Raw genomic sequence first — 18,023 nt, 5'->3', positions numbered from 1 at the left:
CTCAAGAAGCTTACGCCGTAACCGACCTGACGACCTGTCCGACGTTTCAAACCTTAGCCGATCCCCGCTCCACAAAGCGAATCCAGCCGCAATCCCTTAAATGCGCACACGCCAATTCGCACTGGGTCGCGACAAAGCACGAGCCAGCTCAAGAAGTGGAGAAGTGGCGTTTCAGGAGATCGGCTACCCCGGGAACGTCCGTGCAGAGCGCGCGTCCGTTTCTCCCTGTCAGGCAGCTCGAAGAACACTAGACCTCCGAGGGGCCCACGTCAACACCACCCGGAGCGGCCGCCAGCTGGAAGGTCAGCACCGCGACGTCGTCGTCGTGGTCGGAGCTGACACCCATGGCCCGCAGCAGCCGGGAGCAGACCACGTCGGGGGTTCCCACCGCGCCGGCCAGGGTGTGCGCGAGCTGGTCGATGCCCTGGTCGATGTCCTCGTCCCGGCGTTCGACCAGGCCGTCCGTATAGAGGACGCCGGTGGTGCCGGGGAGCAGGCGCAGGGTGTGCGAGAGGTGGGTGCCGTCGCCGGTGCCGAGCGGGGGACCGTTCTGCTCCTCGCCGCGCAGGACCGTGCCGTCGGGGCAGCGGAGCAGGAGCGGGAGGTGGCCGGCCGAGGCGTAGACCAGGGTGCTGGGGGCCGGGTCCCAGACGGCGTAGGTGCAGGTGGCGATCTGGTTGGCGTCGATCTCCATGGCGAGACCGTCGAGCAGGGTCATCACCTCGTGCGGCGGGAGGTCGAGGCGGGCGTAGGCCCGGACCGCCGTACGGAGCTGGCCCATCACGGCGGCGGCGCGCAGGCCGCGGCCCATCACGTCCCCGATCACCAGGGCGGTCCGGCCACCGCCGAGGCCGATGACGTCGTACCAGTCGCCGCCGACCGCCGCCTCGGCCCCACCGGGCTGGTAGGTGGCGGCGACGGTCAGGCCGTCGGGCTGTTCGAGCTTCTGCGGGAGCAGGCTGCGCTGGAGGGTGACGGCGGCGGCGCGCTGGCGGCCCTCGGACTCGCGGAGCCGGGTGGCCGCCTGAACCTGGTCGGTGACCTCGGCGGCGAAGATCAGGACGCCGATCGGGGGGCCCGCCTCCGTGCCGACGTCCTGGTCGGCCTCGCTGCCGAGCGGGACGCAGGAGACGTTGTAGTAGCGGTTGCCGCCCAGGCCGAGGATGCAGCGGGACTTCACGCTCCGGGGGCGACCGCTGCGCAGTGCCTGGTCCATCAGCGGGAGCACGCCCATCGCGGCCAGCTCGGGGAGCGCCTCACTGGCGGGCAGTCCGTTGGTGCGTTCGCCGAAGAGCTCGCGGTAGGCGCGGTTGGCGTAGCCGAGCTGGTGCTGCGGTCCGTAGGTGACGGCGACCGGCGCGGGCAGCCGGCCGAGGACGCTGCGCAGGTCGTACAGCTCGTGGATCTCGCGCAGGTCGAGCAGTGGTCCGGGGCGGCCCGACTCGCGGGGGCCGGGCACGGTGAACGGGTCGCCGGTCGCGGTGGGCGGGGCGGCGCGCCACGGGGCTCCGGCGAGCCGCGCGCTCCAGCGCATGAGGTTCAAACGACGGCCGTTTCTTTGGACAGCGAGCTGGGAGACCTGGGAAGATCATCTGACGGATCATCACATCGTGTGCCTGGCACGACACTCGGTGTGATGAACCGGACGGGCTGATCCTGTCAGGCCGGGGCTCGATTCCGAAAGTCGTACGACGATTGCCGTGCGTCCCGGCCGCCCGCCCCGTGCCGTCCTCACTGGCGGAACCCGGCCTCGAACTCCGACCGCGGGTGCTCGACCGTCCCGAGCGAGACCACCTCCCGGCTGAACAGGCCGCCCAGCAGCCAGCCCGTCAGCACCCTGATCCGCCGGTCGGTGCTGGGCAGCCGGCGCAGGTGCCGGGCCCGGTGCAGCCACCAGGCCCGGCGGCCGGTGAGCTGGCCGCGCCGGGTGTGCGCGACGCCCCGGCCGAGACCGAGCGAGGTCGAGCAGTTCAGCCGGTCCGGCAGGTACGGGGCGGGTGACCGGCCGTCGAGCATGGCGGCCAGGTTCTCGGCCAGCAGGGTGGCCTGGGCCAAGGCGTGCTGGGCGTTCGGCGCGCAGTACGCGTCGGCCCCCGCCGCCGAGTCGGGGACGGCCGCGCAGTCCCCGGCGGACCAGACGTCCGGCAGGGCGGTGCCGTCCGGGCCGGCCGCCTGGAGCGTGGGCAGGCAGCGGACCCGGCCGGACCGGTCGAGCGGCAGGTCGGTGTCGCGGAGCAGCGGTGCGGGCCGGACGCCGGCCGTCCAGACCAGGGTGCGGGCGGCGAACCGGCTGCCGTCCGAGAGGCTCATCACCCGGTCGGTGGCGGACTCCAGGGTGGTGGAGAGCCGGACGTCGATGCTGCGGTCGCGGAGCTCGGCCAGGGTGTGCGCCGCGAGTTCGGGCGACTCTTCGGGCAGGATCCGGGCGGTGGCCTCGACCAGTACCCATCGCAGGTCGTCGGCCGCCACGTTGTGGTAGCCCTTGGCGGCGTACCTGGCCATGTCCTCGAGTTCGGCGAGTGCACCGACGCCCGCGTAGCCCGCACCGACGAAGACGAAGGTCAGCGCGGCCTGCCGGAGGGCGGGGTCGCGGGTGGTGGAGGCCAGGTCGAGCTGCTCCAGCACGTGGTTGCGCAGGCTGACCGCCTCGCCGACGGTGGCGAAGCCGAAGCCGTGCTCGGCCAGGCCGGGCACGGGGGTGGTCCGGGAGATCGAGCCGGGCGCCACCACCAGGATGTCGTACGGGAGTTCGGCCGGTTCGGCGCGCTCCCCCCGGCGTGCGCCGTCCACCCGGACCCGGCGGGCGGCGTGTTCGATCCCGGTGACCCGGGCGGTCAGCACCCGGCAGTGCGGCAGCACCCGGCGGAGCGGCACGACCACGTGCCGGGGGTCGATCGAGCCCGCCGCCACCTCCGCCAGCAGGGGCTGGTAGGTCAGGTAGGGCTGCGGTTCGACCAGGGTGATCTCCACCCGGCCGTCCCGGAGTTGGGCCTTGAGCAGCTGCTGGAGGCGGAGTGCGGCGGCGGTCCCGGCGCATCCTCCGCCGACGATCAGGATCCTGATGGGGGCGCCTCCTTCCGGTGTGAGCTGGTTCACGCCTCCATGACGCCCTGTCGGGTGGCTTCTTGTCCACAGGCCGTACCGGATCGGGTGGTTCGATCCGGCCGGACCGCGATCGGGTCGGCGGCCGAATCCGCCGTCGGAGTGCCGGTTTTGCCGCGAGGGTGGGGTTTCGGTCCACTTCTGCCGCGAACTTCCTTGAACTATGGTCGGATTGTGCGTCGGGCCGGACCGTTGTCCGCCCCGAGCGGTATCTGACTGCGGCAGGGCCAACCGGGGAAGGGTGGTCCACAGTGGCCGCCCGACCGGGGACGGCCCCGTGGGATCGGGCGCAGCGGTGCACCTGGGGGGTGTGTCGCGGCCGGACTGTGGCGCCCGGTGCCGGGCACCTGTGGGGGAGGTTGGAATGACAGATCAGGATCAACTACTCGGACTGCCCGTGCCATCGTCGGCGGGCGATAGCCCGGCCGGCCACGGCGTGGTGCCGGAGCAGCGCGGCCCGGTCCAGCGCGAGTCGTCCGGCGCTCCCGGGGCGGTCGCCCCGGCGTCGGCGTCGGCTGCGGCGGACGACTCGGGAGGCACCGCGCGGCTGCGGGTGGATGCCCGGCGGAACCTGGAGAGCGTGCTGCGGGCCGCCCGGCAGGTGTTCGGGGAGATCGGCTACGGCGCCCCGATGGAGGAGGTCGCCCGGCGGGCCGGGGTCGGCGTCGGCACGGTGTACCGGCGCTTCCCGAGCAAGGAGGTCCTGGTCCAGCGGATCGCCGCCGAGGAGGTCGCCTGGCTGACCAGTCAGGCCAAGGAGTCGCTGTACGGCGGCGCCGGACCGTGGGAGTCGCTGGCCGGGTACCTGTCCCGCGCGGTCGGCTCCGGCGCCGGGCGGCTGCTGCCGCCGTCGGCATTCCGGTACGCCGACGAGCTGGCCACCTTCCGGGACGCGGCGGACCTGCCGCAGGTGCCGGCGCAGCGTGGTTCGGAGCCGGTCTGGGATGCGGATCCCCGCCAGTTACTGCACCTGCTGGCCGCGTTGGTCGCTCGCGCGGCGGCGGCCGGCGAGTTGCGGCCGGGGGTGACGGTGTCGGACGTGGTGCTGGTGCTGACGGCGGCGGTGCCGGTGCATGCGCGGCCGGCGCGGGGCGAGGGCGACGAAGGTCAATCCCAGGACGCCCCGGCCGAGCGGTTGTTGCAGATCCTGCTGAACGGGCTTCGGGCGGGCTGAACCTCCCGGCACCCGACTCGGCGGACGGGGCTCGACAGCCTGCCGGAAGTCCCCGGGAGTTGCCCAATCGGGTGGGCTGGAGTGGAGCGGCTTTCCGCCGGGGCTGCACTATGCCAAGCTTTGGGCGTGGTTGGAGCCATTGTCCCGTTGCGCGCCGTTCGCCCGGCCATGTCCGCGCCCCCTGCGGTCCGCCGTATCCAGGTGTCCGGGAGGGCAGGTTGAGCGCCGAGGAGCAGAACGAGTACGGCCATGGCCTCGGAGCCCCCGGGCAGGTGCCGGACCAGGCGGCCGCGCCGAGCCGTGAGTCGCTGACCGGGCGGGTGCCCGGCCAGGCGGCCGCCGGGCACGGCGGGGTGACCCCGGAGGCGTTCGTCGGGGCCGAGGGCGAGCCGCCCGCCCGGCCGGTGGTGCCGGCGCCCGCCGATCCGGTGGACGGTGAACGGCCGCCTTCGGACGCCGAGTTGACGGCCAAGGTGCGGGCCGGGGACGACACCGCGTACGAGGAGATCTACCGGCGGCACGCCGACTCGGTCCGCCGCTACGCCCGGACCTGCTGCCGGGACAGCTTCACCGCCGAGGACCTGGCGGGCGAGGTGTTCGCCCGCACCCTGCAGGCGCTCCGGGCGGGCAAGGGGCCGGAGTTCGCGGTCCGCGCGTACCTGCTGACCGCCGTGCGGAACGTCGCCGCGGCCTGGGCGCGGAGCGAGCGGCGCGAGCAACTGGTGGACGACTTCAGCACGTTCGCGCAGACCTCGGCCGCCACCATCGACCTGGACCTGGCCGACCCGGGCGCGGACGCCTGGGCGATGGCGCTGGTCGACCAGCGGATGGTCATGCAGGCCTACGCCGAACTCCCCGAGGACGACCGGGTGGTGCTCTGGCACACCGAGGTCGAGCGGGAGTCGCCGAAGACCGTGGCGGTGATGCTGGGCAAGACCGCCAACGCCACGGCGGTGCAGGCCCACCGGGCCCGCGACCGGCTGGCCGCCGCCTTCCTGCAGGCCCATGTGTCGGGCAGTCAGGAGCGCGACTGCGAGGCGTACGCCAACCGGCTCGGCTCCTACGCCCGGGGCTCGCTGCGCAAGCGCGCCTCGGCCGAGGTCGGGCGGCACGTCCAGGAGTGCGACCGCTGCACGGCGGCCTACCTGGAGCTGACCGAGATCAACACCGGACTGCGGGCGATCCTGCCCGGCGGGGTGCTGCTCTGGGTCGGGGCCGGGTACTTCACGGCGGCCGCGGCGGCCGTCGGTGCCGGGGCGGTCGGCGCGGGTGCGCTGGCCGGTGCCGGTGCCGCGTCCTCCGGCTCCTCCTCCGGCGGTGCCGGAGCGGTGGCCGGGGAGGGTCTGGGTACGGCGGCCAAGGCCGGGATCGCGGCCGGGATCGCGGTGGTCGCCGCCGCGGTGGCCGCGTACGCGCTGACCGGTGCGCCGGAGCCCAAGCAGCCGGCGGCGGCCCCGGCGGTCAGCGCCCCGGCCACGCCGCTGCCCGTTCCCGAGCCACCGAGCCCCACCCCGGAGTCCACCCCGACCCCGGAGCCCGAGCCGTCCCCCAGCCCGACCCCTGAGCCGACACCCACCCCCACCCCCGCGCCGAAGCCAGCGCCGGTGCCCTCCCCGACGCCGACCCCGGAACCCCCGGCCGAGCCGACCCCGACGCCCACCCCGCCGCCGCCACCGGTGGTCGAGCTCCCTCCGGTCCCGACCCCGCCGCCGGTCCCGACGCCCACGCTCCCCACGCCGCCGGTGCCCCCGATGATGCCGACCGACTTCTGGGCCGACGTACTGCCGTTCGGCCCGAACGGCGCGCACCGTGACCCGCCGCCGGGCCCCGCCGTCCGGCGCGGCGGGAGTTGGCTCTGGCAGCGCTCGGACCTGTCGATCGGCGGCAGTCGGTACCAGCACGGCCTGAGCGTCTACGCCCCGTCCGCGGTGACCGTCGACCTGAACCGGACCTGCACCACCTTCCGGGCGAAGGCCGGGGTGGACGACTTCGGGATCCGGGTCGGCACCGTCAGGTTCAGCGTCGAGGGCGGCGACGGCCGGGTGCTCTGGAGTTCGGACCGGGTCGGCCCCGGGGACGCCGCCGTCCCGGTCCGGGCCGACCTGACCGGCCAGCGCTCGATCCGACTGGTCGTCACCTCGAGCGCCGACGGCTGGGGCCTGATCAACCTGGCCGACTGGGCGGACGCCCGGCTCAGCTGCCTCTGACGTGACGGTGCCCCGGGCCGCTGGGCGGTCCGGGGCACCGTGACGGTCGGTCAGACGGCGCAGGCGCCGTCCGCGCAGCTGTCCCCGTGCGGGGCGTCGGGCTCGGCCGCGGTCTCGGCCGCCACCTGCTCCAGCACCCGGAGGAAGGTGTCCGCCTCCTGGCCGCCCTGGACCGCCCACTTGCCCTCGAAGACGAAGGTGGGGACGGCGGTGATGCCGATCTCCCGGCCCTCGGCGAGCTGCGCCCGGACGGCGTCCGCACCCTCGTCACCGGCCAGGTAGCCGGTCACCCGGTCCCGGTCCAGCCCGGCGGCCACCGCGATCTCGGTGAGCTGCCCACGGTCGCCGACGTCCACACCCCGGCTGAAGTGCGCGGTCAGCAGCGCCTCCTTGAGCACGCCCTGGACTGCCGCGCCGTACTCGCTCTCGGCCAGGTGCAGCAGCCGGTGGCCGAGGAAGGTGTTGGCGTGCAGCGCGGTGTCGAAGTCGAAGTCGATGCCCTCGCCCTTGCCGAGCTCGGTCACCCGGGCGTCCATCGCCACCGACTGCGGTCCGTACCGGTCGGCCAGCCAGGCCCGGTGCGGGGTGGCGGTCTCGGGCGCGTCCGGCACCAGCTGGTAGGGGCGGTAGACCACCTCGACACCGTCCTTGCCGGCGAACCGGTCGAGGGCCTGCTCGAAGCGGCGCTTGCCGACGAAGCACCAGGGGCATGCGACGTCCGACCAGATCTCGACCTTCATGACGGTGACTCTCCTGCTCTCGGGATGACTGCCCCTGAGAACCCCGCATCCCCGGACCTGATTCCCGGCCGTCGGCGGCTGTGACCGCGAACACCCAGGTCAGTGCGCCGGCGGGGCCGGCACGACCAGGACCGGGCAGGCCGCGTGGTGCACGGCAGCGGTGCTGACCGAGCCGAGCAGCAGGCGGCTGAAGCCGCCGTTGCCCCGGGTGCCGACCACCAGGGTGTGCTGGCCCCGGGTGCAGCGCAGCAGGACCTCGATCACGTTGCCGAGCACCACGTGCAGCGCCAGTTCGCCCTGGTACGGGCGGCCCCTGGCCTGCTGGACGGTGGCCACCGCCCGGCGCAGCCCGTCCGCCATGCTGGCCGACAGGCGTTCGATGCTCTCCTGGACCAGCTCGATCATCCCCGGCGGGTAGCCGGTCGGGGACGGGTTGACCACCGCGAGGACGTACAGCGGCAGGCCGAACAGCTCGGCCTCGGCCATCGCCCGGTCGAGCGCCCAGAGCGACCCGTCCGAACCGTCGCAGGCCGCCAGCACTCCCGGCGGATCGGCGCTCGGCGACTCCCCGAGCACCGGCAGCACCTCGGGCACCGGCGTCTCCGGCCCGGCGACCTTCTCTGAGCTCGACACCCTGCCATGATGGCCCGTCAGCCGCCGGTGGCCGGTGCAGGCGCGCGCGGCGGCCGCCCCGCTCAGGCCGGACGGGCCAGGGCCGGCCGCTCCGGGGCGGGCAGCCCGGTCCAGCAGGAGCCGTGCCGACGGGCCAGGATGCGGCGGAGCCAGAGCTCGGTGGAGACCAGCTCGGCCAGGCCGGCCAGGGTGCCGGGCGGGGGCGCGGCAGCCGGGTCGGTGGCCTCGGCCAGGGCGGCCCGGACGGCGGGCAGGTCGATCAGCCCGGCCTCGGCCAGCAGGGGCGCGCGGAACAGCTCGGCCAGGCCGTCGGCGGCGAGCCGCAGCCCGTCCCGGTCCGGGCCCTGACGGTCCGGCCGGGCCGCCCGGCCCCAGTCCGGCGGCAGGTCGGTGCGGGCGGCGCCGGTCAGCACGGCCCGCAGCAGCGCGTGCCGGGCGCCGGGCTGGAGCCGGGTCTCGATCGGGAGCATCCGGGCGGCGCGCACCACCTGGTTGTCCAGGAACGGCGCGTGCAGCCGCTGCCCGCGCTGCTCGGCGGCGTGCAGCAGGGTGCGGTACTCGGCCGCGTGCCGGTGCAGCGCGCACCTGGCCCGGCGGGCACCGGGCGGTTCGGCCGGCACCGGGCCGCGGGCCGCCAGCCGGAGCCGGAGCGCGACGGCGGACAGCGCGTCGTCGGACAGCCAGCGGGCGGCGGGGCCCGGCACGCACCAGGCGAGCTCGGCCGCCGAGACCTCGCCGAGGCTGCGCCCGGCCGGGGTGTGCCGGACCGTCAGCCGGACGGCCGCGTCGTCCAGGGCCTCCGCGTACCGGGCGCGGGCCAGCCGGTGGGCGGCGCGCCAGACCGTCAGGGGCGTGCGCAGGGTGTCCAGTACGCCGGTGGCCGCCGCCCGTTCGGCCCCGGTCAGCGCGGCCACCGGAGCGGCCAGCCGCCGGGCCCGGCCGGCCCGGACCAGATCGGCCAGCCGGGCCGGGTGGCCGTCCAGCACCTGACGGGCGCCGTAGCCGGTGAGGTGGTCCGCACCGCCCGCGCTCAGCCGGCTGCCGATCCGGGCCGCCGCCACCAGCGCCGTCCCCGGCTCGTCGGTGAGCGGGCCGGCCGGCAGCCCCGCGCCGGGGTCGGCCAGCTCGGCGTACGGAAGGGTGGACGGCAGCACCAGGTGCCGCAGCCTGGGCAGTTCGGCCACGGTGCCGGCCGGGCTCTCCGCCGCGTCCCGGAGGGTCACGGCGGTCAGCGCCTCGGGCCCGGCGGGGGCCGGTCCGGCCGGACGGGCCCAGGAGCCCTTGACCGCACCGGTCCGGGGAGCCGACGGGTGGTCAGCCGATGGACCGCCAGCCGATGTGTGGTCGACGCTCGGTGCGGCCGGGGCGATCGGTACGGCGGCGGCGAGCAGCGCGACGGTGGCGGAGGCCGTTCCGTACGAGAGGTCGACGCCGAGCCGGGGCCGGTCGGTGCCGCCGCCGGAGGCGCGCACCCGGCAGCGGACCGACTCCAGCAGCGCGCGGGTCAGCTCGCGCACCGCGGGCGCCTCCTCGCGCTCGAAGGGTGCGCCGCCGCGCTCCGGCTCGTAGGCGGAGACGTGGGCGCGCCCGTTCCGCAGCCCGAGCAGATGTCCGGGGGCCACCCGCTGCACCCCCAGGTACGGCGAGCCCGAACCGACCGCCTCGGGCGACTCCGGGCAGGCCAGCCGGGCGGCCAGGTGCCCGGTGTCCAGCGGGGCCCCGACCAGGTCGGCGAGCGGGAGGGCGGCGGTCGCGTACGCCGTGCCGCCCGCCCACGGCGTGTGGAAGACCGGCAGCACCCCGGCCAGGTCGGTGAGCAGCACCGTGCTGCGAGGTCCCGTGCGGAGCACCACCGTGTAGCTGCCGGGCCAGGTGGTGAGGTGGCGCACCGCACCGCCCCTGGCGGTGGCCAGGCCGGCCGCGAGCTCCGGGTCCGACGCCCCGCAGCGGCCGAGCACGGCCAGTCGTACGGTGCCCGGCTGATCCGACGCCTCGTCGGCCACGTCCGACGGTGGCCCGGTGGTCACCTCGGCCGGCGCTCCGGGGCGCAGCGTCACCAGCCGGATCTCGTCCGGCCGCCAGTCCCCCACCGCCCACAGCGGGCTCGGCCCCGGCCACAGCGTCATGGCGGCCAGTGGGCGGACCGCCCCGACACCCGGCAGGGGTGCACCTGGGCACCAGCCCGTGAGCCACCGCATCGTGCCTCCGCTCCACCGCGACACCTGCCGTACGGAGGCCATCGTGCCACCGAACACCGGCAGTTGGGCAGAACCTCCGGAAGCCAGGGGCTCCGCTCCGGGCACATGGTCCGGGAGACAGGGGCTCGGGGCTGTGCCGATGTGCGGCTCCGCCGCAGGGGCGACGCCGCCGGCACACGGTCCGGAAGACAGGGGCTCGGGGCTGTGCTGATGTGCGGCTCCGCCGCAGGGGCGACGCCGGTGGCACACGGTCCGGAAGACAGGGGCTCGGGGCTGTGCCGATGTGCGGCTCCGCCGCAGGGGCGACGCCGATCACGGGGCGGGTTCAAGGTGCGGGTGTGGTCAACCCCGGGCGTGGCTGAGGGCAGCGGTACGTGCCGGTCCAAGCGAAAGTGCCTGGCCCTTCACGCGGCGATCACGCACCAGAGGCCCGCGTCGCAGTTCCCCGAGCCCCTGGCTGCCGAACCATGTGCCGAGCGGGGCCGGCGGGCCGGGCCTCCCCCTCCGTGGCCCGGGCCGCCGTGGGGGGAATGGGGTTCGGTCGGCATGGACATCGCCGGATGGCCGAAACTCATCGCACAGCCCGGGAGGGCATCCGCATGCCCTCCCGGACCCCACCACCGCCCGCGGGGATGTAGGCAGCGGTGTCCCCCGGCCCGCCGGGTCCTCGACGACGGGCCGACCCACAGCCTCCAGCGAATCGCCGACCTGCCGATCGGGCCAGGGAGCACAGCCGGGCGCACATCTGCACCGGACCGGAGCACACCGGTCCGCCGCGCTCCCGGTGGCCCGGACCCGCCCGCGCGCCACCCCGCGCGGGATTCGTTGAGCGGCACGCGATCCCGCCATCCGGAATCCGGACTCTTAACCCTCGGAACCCGGACGACTACGCTAGGTGCAGCAGTGGCGAACGCCGGGGCCCGGTAGCGGGCCCGCCACCCCGTCCGCCACCGCGGTCGGCCGCCGTACCGATCACGATCAAGCCAACTGCCCGGACGCACCGGCCACGGGCCGGACCGACCCGCCCACGCCCGAGAACCGCCGGACATCGCCAGGGGGTGCCGCAGCAACCATGACCGTCAGCTCACGAGGGCCGAACGAACGGCTCGGCACGCTTCTCGGCCTGGCCCAGATCAGCAACGCGGGCCTGGCCAGGCGGGTCAACGACCTGGGCGCCCAACGCGGCCTGACGCTGCGTTACGACAAGACCTCGGTGGCCCGCTGGGTCGGCAAGGGCATGATCCCGCAGGGCCCGGTACCGCACCTGATCGCGACCGCGATCGGCAGCAAGCTGGGCCGCCCCGTGCCGCTGGACGAGATCGGGCTCGGCGACACCGACCCGGCGCCCGAACTCGGTCTGGCCTTCCCCCGGGAGGTGCCGGCCGCGGTCCGGTCGGCCACCGACCTCTGGCGGGTCGACCTGGAGCTGCGCCGGGGCCCCGGCGGCGGTCGGTGGAGCGACAGTCTGGCGGGCACCTTCTCGGTCGCCGCGTACGCGACGCCGGTCTCCCGTTGGCTGATCACCCCGGCCGACGGCTCGGTGGCCCGGGGCGAGCCCGCACCCGACCTGAGCGGCTACCGGGTCGGCCACTCGGACGCCGCCAAACTCCGCGAGGCGGCCCAGGAGGCCCGCCGCTGGGACTCCAAGTACGGCGGCGGGGACTGGCGTTCGTCGATGGTGCCGGAGTGCCTCCGGGTCGAGGCGGCCCCGCTGCTGCTCGGCTCGTACAGCGACGCGGTGGGCCGGGCGCTGTTCGGCGCGACGGCCGAACTCACGCGGCTGGCCGGGTGGATGGCCTTCGACACCGGCCAGCACGAGGCGGCCCAGCGCTACTACATCCAGGCCCTCCGGCTGGCCCGGGCGGCGGCCGACGTGCCGCTCGGCGGCTACGTGCTCGCCTCGATGAGCCTGCAGGCCTGCTACCGGGGCTTCGCCGAGGAGGCGGTCGACCTCGCCCAGGCCGCGCTGGAGCGGAACCGGGGCCTGGCGACCACCCGGACGATGAGCTTCTTCCACCTGGTCGAGGCCCGGGCCCACGCCAGGAACGGCAACGCCCCGGCCTGCGCGACCGCGCTCTCCGCCGCGGAGAGCGCGTTGGAGCGGGCCCGCGCCGGTGACTCCGACCCGCCCTGGATCGACTTCTACGCCTACGACCGGCTGGCCGCCGACGCCGCCGAGTGCTTCCGCGACCTCGGCGAGCCCAGCAAGGTCCGGCAGTTCACCCGCGAGGCGCTGGCCCGCCCGACCGAGGGCTACGTGCGTTCGCACGGCTTACGGCTGTTCGTCTCCGCGATGGCCGAGGCCGAGGCCGGCGACCTGGACGCCGCCGTCGCGGCCGGCGAACGCGCGGTCGAGGTGGCCGGCCGGATCTCCTCCCAGCGCAGCCGGGAGTACGTCCGCGAGCTGCTCCGCCGGCTGGAGCCGTTCCAGGAGGAGCGCCGGGTCCGCGAGTTGACCGAACGCGCCCGACTGGTGCTGGTCGCCCCGGTTTAATTCGGATGCCCGGTCGGGAGCGACCGGCTACTGTCTCGACTTGCGTCCCCGATGCGCTCGGCCTCCGGTTACTTCACCTGAGAATGCATCACCCCCAACACACCGGTCGGCCACTTCCGATCTCGGGGACGCTCCGACAGCCTGCCCGATGCGCGGCCTCGGCTCCTGCGGTGAAGTGCCCTCGTGGCGCGCCCCCCTGCGGCCACCGCTCCGGGCTGCCCTCTCCACCGTCCAGCCCAGCAGGGGGACATCTGCCTTGCGGTTCAACCGCCAACAGGCCAAGACCGACATCAGGACCGAGATCCGCACCGACCTCCCGGACCGGTTCCGACTCGAACTCCGCGCGGCGGACCCGTCCCACCCGGGTTGGCCGAAGGCCCTCCCTTCGCCACCCGTCGTCACCCGGCCCGTCGTCCACCGGCCGGGCACCCCACTGCCCACCCACGAGGGTGGCACCGGGTACGTCCGGGAGCCGAAGACCGAGCTGTTCCTGCTGGCCGCGGCCAACTTCGTCGCACAGCGCTCGTTCTACGAGAGCGCCGAGGCGCGCGACGACCGGTTCTCCGCGCTGGTCCGCCGACTCGCCGTCAGCGACCCCGAGTGGACGCTCGGCCTGCTCCGCTGGCTGCGCCGGGACGCCCAGCTGCGCACCGCCTCACTCGTGGGCGCCGCCGAGTTCACCCGGGCCCGGCTGACGGCAGGTGCCTCGGGCCACTCCCGGCAGGCGATCGACGCCGTCCTGCAACGCCCGGACGAGCCTGGCGAGTTGCTCGCCTACTGGACCACCAGGTACGGCCGTGCCCTGCCGGCCCCGGTCAAGCGGGGGATCGCCGACGCCGTCCGCCGGCTCTACACCGGGCGGGCCCTGCTCAAGTACGACACCACGTCGAAGGACTACCGCTTCGGCGACGTCCTGGAGCTCACTCACCCGGCGCCGCACCCCGCGAAGCCCTGGCAGCCCGGGCTGTTCCGGTACGCCCTCGACCGCCGACGCCGGGCGGACCGCGCCACTCCACCACTGGACGACCAAATGCTGTGCGCCCGGCACGAGTTGGCTGCCGTGCCGGTCGCCGACCGGCACGTGCTGGTCACCGGCCCCGGCGGGGCGGAGCGGCTGGCGACGGCCGGGATGACCTGGGAGGCGCTGGCGGGCTGGCTGCAAGGGCCGCTGGACGCCGCCGTCTGGGCCGCCGTCATCCCGTCAATGGGCCCGATGGCCCTGGTCCGCAACCTGCGCAACTTCGACCGCGCGGGCCTCGGCGACGAGGCGGCCGCCGAGGTCGCCCGGCGGATCAGCGACCCGGCCGAGGTGGCCCGGTCCCGGCAGTTCCCCTTCCGCTACCTTTCCGCGTACCGCAATGCGCCGTCGAACCGGTGGAAGCCGGCCCTGGAGCTGGCGCTCCGCCACTCGCTCGCCAACGTGCCCGAACTCCCCGGCCGGACCTTGGTCCTGGTGGACCGCTCGGGCTCGATGTTCGACCAGCCGAGCGGACGGACCCAGCTCAACCGGGCCGACTCGGCGGCCATCTTCGGGACGGCGCTCAAGGTCCGGGCCGCCGACGCCGACCTGGTCCAGTTCGGCTCCGGCAGCCGTGTGGTGAGCGTCCAGGAGGGCGAACCGGTACTCCGGGCGGTCGGGCGGTTCGGCTGCCTCGGCGGCACCGACACCGCCGGCGCGGTGCGGCGGCACTACCGGGACCACGACCGCGTCGTGGTGATCACCGACGAACAGGCCCAGTCGGGGCGCCCGGTCTTCGGCCCCGTTCCGGAAGAGGTCCCCGTCTACACCTGGAACCTGGCGGGCTATCAGCTCGGCCACGCCACCGGGGGACCGAACCGGTACACCTTCGGCGGCCTGAGCGACGCCGCGTTCCGGCTGATCCCGCTGCTGGAGGCGGGCACGGAGGCGGCCTGGCCCTGGGAAGTCCCCACCCCGGCCGACCCGGCGCCCTAGCATCGGCCCTGGGCTGTCTGGATCGGCGAAGGAGCGGGCATGGCCGAGGAGTTCGACGTCGTGGTGGTCGGCGGGGGGATCGTCGGGCTGTCCACGGCGTACGCGTTGACGGTGGCCCGGCCCGGGGTGCGGGTGGCGGTGCTGGAGAAGGAGCCGGACTTCGCCGCCCACCAGACCGGCCGCAACAGCGGGGTCATCCACAGCGGGGTGTACTACCGGCCGGGGTCGCTCAAGGCGCAGTACGCCACGTCGGGCGCTGCCGAGATGGTGGAGTTCTGCCGCGAGCAGGGCGTCCCGTACGAGGTCACCGGCAAGCTCATCGTGGCCACCGGGGAGGGCGAACTCCCGCGCCTGCGCGCCCTGGCGGAGCGCGGCCGGGAGAACGGGATCCCGGTCACCGAGCTCGGGCCGGCCGGGATCGCCGAGTACGAGCCCGAGGTGACCGGGCTGGCCGGGCTGCACATCGGCACCACCGGGATCTGCGACTACCCCGCCGTGGCCCGCCGGTACGCCGCGCTCGCCACCGAGGCCGGGGCGGTGCTGCGCACCGGCACCGCACTGCGGGCCGTGCACCGCCGCCCGGACGGGCTGACCCTGCACGCCGGGAACCGCGAACTGCACACCGGCGTGCTGGTGAACTGCGCGGGCCTGCACAGCGACCGGATCGCCCGGCTGGCCGGCGACGACCCGGGGGTGCGGATCGTGCCTTTCCGCGGCGAGTACTACGAACTCACCAAGGAGCGCCGGGAGTTGGTGCGCGGACTGGTCTACCCGGTGCCCGATCCGGCCTTCCCCTTCCTCGGCGTGCACCTCACCCGGGGCATCCACGGCGACGTGCACGTCGGGCCGAACGCCGTCCCCGCGCTGGCCCGCGAGGGCTACGACTGGCGCACCGTCCGGCTCGGCGACCTGGCCGAGACGGTCCGGTTCCCCGGCACCTGGCGGATTGCCCGGCGGCACTGGCGGTACGAGCTGGGCGAGTTGCACCGTTCGCTGTCCAAGCGGGCCTTCACCACCGCGGTCCGGCGCCTGCTGCCCGCGGTGACCGCCGCCGACCTGGTCCCGGCCACCGCCGGGGTCCGGGCGCAGGCGGTGGCGGCGGACGGGACACTGCTGGACGACTTCGCCTTCGCGGGCTTCGACCCGGCCGACCCGGGGTCGGCCCGGCGGATGGTGCACGTGCTGAACGCCCCCTCCCCGGCGGCCACCGCCTCGCTCGCGATCGGCCGCGAGGTGGCCCGGCGGGGGCTGGCCGCCCTGGCCGCGGGCGGCTGAGGCGGACGGCCCCCGGCCCCGGACCGGCCTCCCGTAGACTTGGCCGATTGTGACTGCCACCGCCCCCAGCCCCCAGCCGTCCCCATCCGCGCGCCTGTCCGCCGCACCCGCCGGGTACCCCGCGCCGATGTACCCGCACCGGGCCACCGAGGCCCAGCACCGCGAGCACCGGATCCGCAGCTTCCAGCCCCGCCGGGGCCGGATGACCCCCGCCCAGGCGGGCGCGCTGGACCGGGGGTGGGAGCGGTACGGCCTGGCGATCGACGGCAGCCCGCTGGACCTGGCGGAGCTGTTCGGCGGCCTGCCGGTGACCCTGGAGATCGGCTTCGGGATGGGCGAGACCACGGCCGCGATGGCGGCGGCCGACCCGGCGATGGGCATCCTGGCCGCCGACGTGCACACCCCGGGCCACGGCAACCTGCTCCAGCTGCTGGAGCGCACCGACTCGGTCAACGTCCGCCCGGCCGCCGGGGACGCGGTGATCCTGCTCCGCGACATGCTGCCGGACGCCTCGCTGGCCGGACTCCGGGTCTACTTCGCCGACCCGTGGCCGAAGCCGAAGCACCACAAGCGCCGGCTGGTCCAGGAGTCCTTCCTCGACCTGGTGCTGCCCCGGCTGGCGCCCGGCGCGCTGGTGCACTGCGCCACCGACTGGGAGCCGTACGCCGAGCAGATGCTGGCCGTGCTCTCCGCCTCGCCCGAGCTGACGAACCTGCACCCCGAGGGTGACGGCACCGGCTGGCTGGAGCCCGCCGAGCACCCGGCCGGCAGCGTCCCCGGCTACGCGCCGCGCCCGGACTGGCGGCCGGTCACCAAGTTCGAGCGGGCCGGGATCGCCAAGGGCCACATCGTGCACGACCTGCTGTTCCGCCGCCGCTGACCGCACCGTGGCCGGCCCGGCCGGCGCCCTAGCACACCGGGTGATCCGTTCGGTCCGGATCGCCCCGACACCTCCCGTCGGCACCGGGGGTTCCCCTACCCTGTGCCCGTGAGCAGTCCGTCCAGCGGCGGCCCGTACCCCCACACCCCGGCCCCGGCCGGGGAACGCGCCGTCACCGTCGACCCGCCCACCCGCACCACCGCCGGCACCCGGACCATCCCGGGGCCCCGGGTGCGGCGGGCGGGCCCGTTGCTGTCCTGGCACCCGTACGTCCGCGCCGAGGACCTGCTCCGGCGTGCCCGGTCGCTGCGCTACCCGGCGCTCTCCTCCGCGCTGGCCGCCCTCGCCCTGGCGGGCTGCGGCGTGCTGATCCTCCAACTGGTGCACCGGCAGACCGGGACCACCGGGCTGCTGGTCGGGCTCGGGCTGGCGCTGCTGCCGCTCCCGTTCGTGCTGGGCGCGCTCGCCTGGCTGAACCAGACCGCCCGGGTGCCGCTCCGACACACCCTGTTCTGCCTGGCCTGGGGCGCCTGCGCGGCGACCACGGTGGCGATCCTGGCCAACGGCTGGGCCGGTGACTTCCTGATCGCCCGTCAGGGCAGCGACCGGGGCGAGACGCTGCTCGCCGACTTCGCCACCCCGCTGATCGAGGAGAGCGCGAAGGGCGCGGCGCTGCTGATGCTGCTGCTGCCGGTCCGCCGCCGGCTCCGCTGTCACGTGCAGCGGATCTGCGCGGTCCCGCTCCGGCACCGGCCGCCCACCGGGCGGCCGACGGCCCGCAGCGGCACACCGCACCGGCGGACGGCGGGCCGGCCCCGGCTGCGCCGGCTCCCGTACTTCCGGCGCCCGGCCCGGGCCCGTACGCACACCCGGGCCAGGTCCAGCCCCCGCACCCTGTCCGCCGGGGTGGTGCTGGGCGGGGTGACGGCCTGCGGCTTCGCCTTCACCGAGAACGCGCTCTACCTCGGGCGGGCCTTCACCGACGACCAGCAGAGCCGGCTGGACAGCATCGGCCTGGGCGGGGCGCCGAGCCTGCGCGACTTCGACTCCACCGTGCACACCTTCGTGCTGCGCGGCCTGCTCTCGCCGTTCGCGCACCCGCTGTTCACCGCCCTGGCCGGCCTCGGCATCGCGATCAGCCTGACCACCGGACGGCACTGGCTGGCCCGGCTGGCCGCCCCGGTCGGGCTGCTGCTGGCGATGACGGTGCACGGCGGCTGGAACGCCGCCGCCGGGCTGGGCACCAACGGGTTCCTGCTGTTCTACGCCGCGCTGATGGTGCCCTGCTTCGCCGCCCTGGTCTGCTTCGCGTTCTGGGCCAGGACCCGGGGCAGAGCGGGCCGACACCGCCCTGCCCCGGCCTGAA

General features: G+C 75.3%; 11 protein-coding genes and 1 pseudogene. 7 read left to right on the top strand and 5 right to left on the bottom strand.

The genetic code is table 11. The features are described from left to right. Positions 1–277 precede the first annotated feature (277 nt). Both ACIRPK_RS32495 and ACIRPK_RS32490 read right to left on the bottom strand, forming a co-directional pair. Positions 278–1,543 (bottom strand): annotated as a pseudogene (locus tag ACIRPK_RS32495) (PP2C family protein-serine/threonine phosphatase); the annotation flags it as partial. A gap of 188 nt (positions 1,544–1,731) precedes the next feature. Continuing rightward, a complete protein-coding gene (locus tag ACIRPK_RS32490) occupies positions 1,732–3,096 on the bottom strand; it encodes an NAD(P)/FAD-dependent oxidoreductase (RefSeq protein WP_403045320.1) in 1,365 nt (454 codons plus the stop codon). Positions 3,097–3,466: 370 nt separating this feature from the next. Between ACIRPK_RS32490 and ACIRPK_RS32485 the strand changes: the two genes are divergently transcribed. Together ACIRPK_RS32485 and ACIRPK_RS32480 are read left to right on the top strand one after the other, a co-directional pair. Beyond that, positions 3,467–4,276 carry a TetR/AcrR family transcriptional regulator gene (locus ACIRPK_RS32485; RefSeq protein ID WP_403045317.1) on the top strand — a complete coding sequence of 270 codons (810 nt, stop codon included), beginning with the start codon at positions 3,467–3,469 and terminating at the stop codon, positions 4,274–4,276. A gap of 218 nt (positions 4,277–4,494) precedes the next feature. Further along, positions 4,495–6,483, top strand: a complete 1,989-nt coding sequence (locus ACIRPK_RS32480) for a sigma-70 family RNA polymerase sigma factor (RefSeq protein ID WP_403045314.1) — start codon at positions 4,495–4,497, stop codon at positions 6,481–6,483. 50 nt (positions 6,484–6,533) lie between these two features. Here ACIRPK_RS32480 and ACIRPK_RS32475 read toward each other — a convergent pair whose 3' ends face one another. From ACIRPK_RS32475 to ACIRPK_RS32465, 3 genes are all read right to left on the bottom strand, one after another. After that, positions 6,534–7,223, bottom strand: a complete 690-nt coding sequence (locus ACIRPK_RS32475; protein WP_403045312.1) for a DsbA family oxidoreductase — start codon at positions 7,221–7,223, stop codon at positions 6,534–6,536. A 99-nt stretch (positions 7,224–7,322) separates the two neighbouring features. Beyond that, a complete protein-coding gene (locus ACIRPK_RS32470; RefSeq protein ID WP_403045311.1) occupies positions 7,323–7,856 on the bottom strand; it encodes a universal stress protein in 534 nt (177 codons plus the stop codon). 62 nt (positions 7,857–7,918) lie between these two features. Beyond that, on the bottom strand, positions 7,919–9,982 hold the full coding sequence (locus tag ACIRPK_RS32465; RefSeq protein WP_403045309.1) for an asparagine synthase-related protein: 2,064 nt from the start codon (positions 9,980–9,982) through the stop codon (positions 7,919–7,921). 1,144 nt (positions 9,983–11,126) lie between these two features. On the opposite strand from ACIRPK_RS32465, the gene ACIRPK_RS32460 reads away from it, so the two are divergent. The 5 genes from ACIRPK_RS32460 (at position 11,127) to ACIRPK_RS32440 (ending at position 18,022) form a co-directional block, all read left to right on the top strand. Then, positions 11,127–12,548, top strand: a complete 1,422-nt coding sequence (locus ACIRPK_RS32460) for an MFS transporter (RefSeq protein WP_403045307.1) — start codon at positions 11,127–11,129, stop codon at positions 12,546–12,548. 433 nt (positions 12,549–12,981) lie between these two features. Then, the gene (locus ACIRPK_RS32455) at positions 12,982–14,502 is read left to right on the top strand and encodes a TROVE domain-containing protein (RefSeq protein ID WP_403045325.1); all 1,521 of its coding nucleotides are present in this window, start codon (positions 12,982–12,984) and stop codon (positions 14,500–14,502) included. Positions 14,503–14,541: 39 nt separating this feature from the next. Continuing rightward, positions 14,542–15,777 (top strand): L-2-hydroxyglutarate oxidase, encoded by a 1,236-nt coding sequence (gene lhgO, locus ACIRPK_RS32450; protein ID WP_403045304.1) that lies wholly within the window; start codon positions 14,542–14,544, stop codon positions 15,775–15,777. Positions 15,778–15,826: 49 nt separating this feature from the next. Beyond that, complete coding sequence (trmB, locus tag ACIRPK_RS32445) at positions 15,827–16,657, top strand: tRNA (guanosine(46)-N7)-methyltransferase TrmB (RefSeq protein ID WP_403045303.1); 831 nt, start codon at positions 15,827–15,829, stop codon at positions 16,655–16,657. Positions 16,658–16,765: 108 nt separating this feature from the next. Next, positions 16,766–18,022, top strand: coding sequence for a PrsW family intramembrane metalloprotease (locus ACIRPK_RS32440; RefSeq protein ID WP_403045300.1), 1,257 nt, complete (start codon positions 16,766–16,768; stop codon positions 18,020–18,022). The last annotated feature ends 1 nt before the right edge of the window (position 18,023 follow it).

Source organism: Kitasatospora sp. NPDC101801 (assembly GCF_044766665.1).
GTDB lineage: Bacteria > Actinomycetota > Actinomycetes > Streptomycetales > Streptomycetaceae > Kitasatospora.
This window is presented reverse-complemented; position numbering and strand designations above follow the sequence as displayed.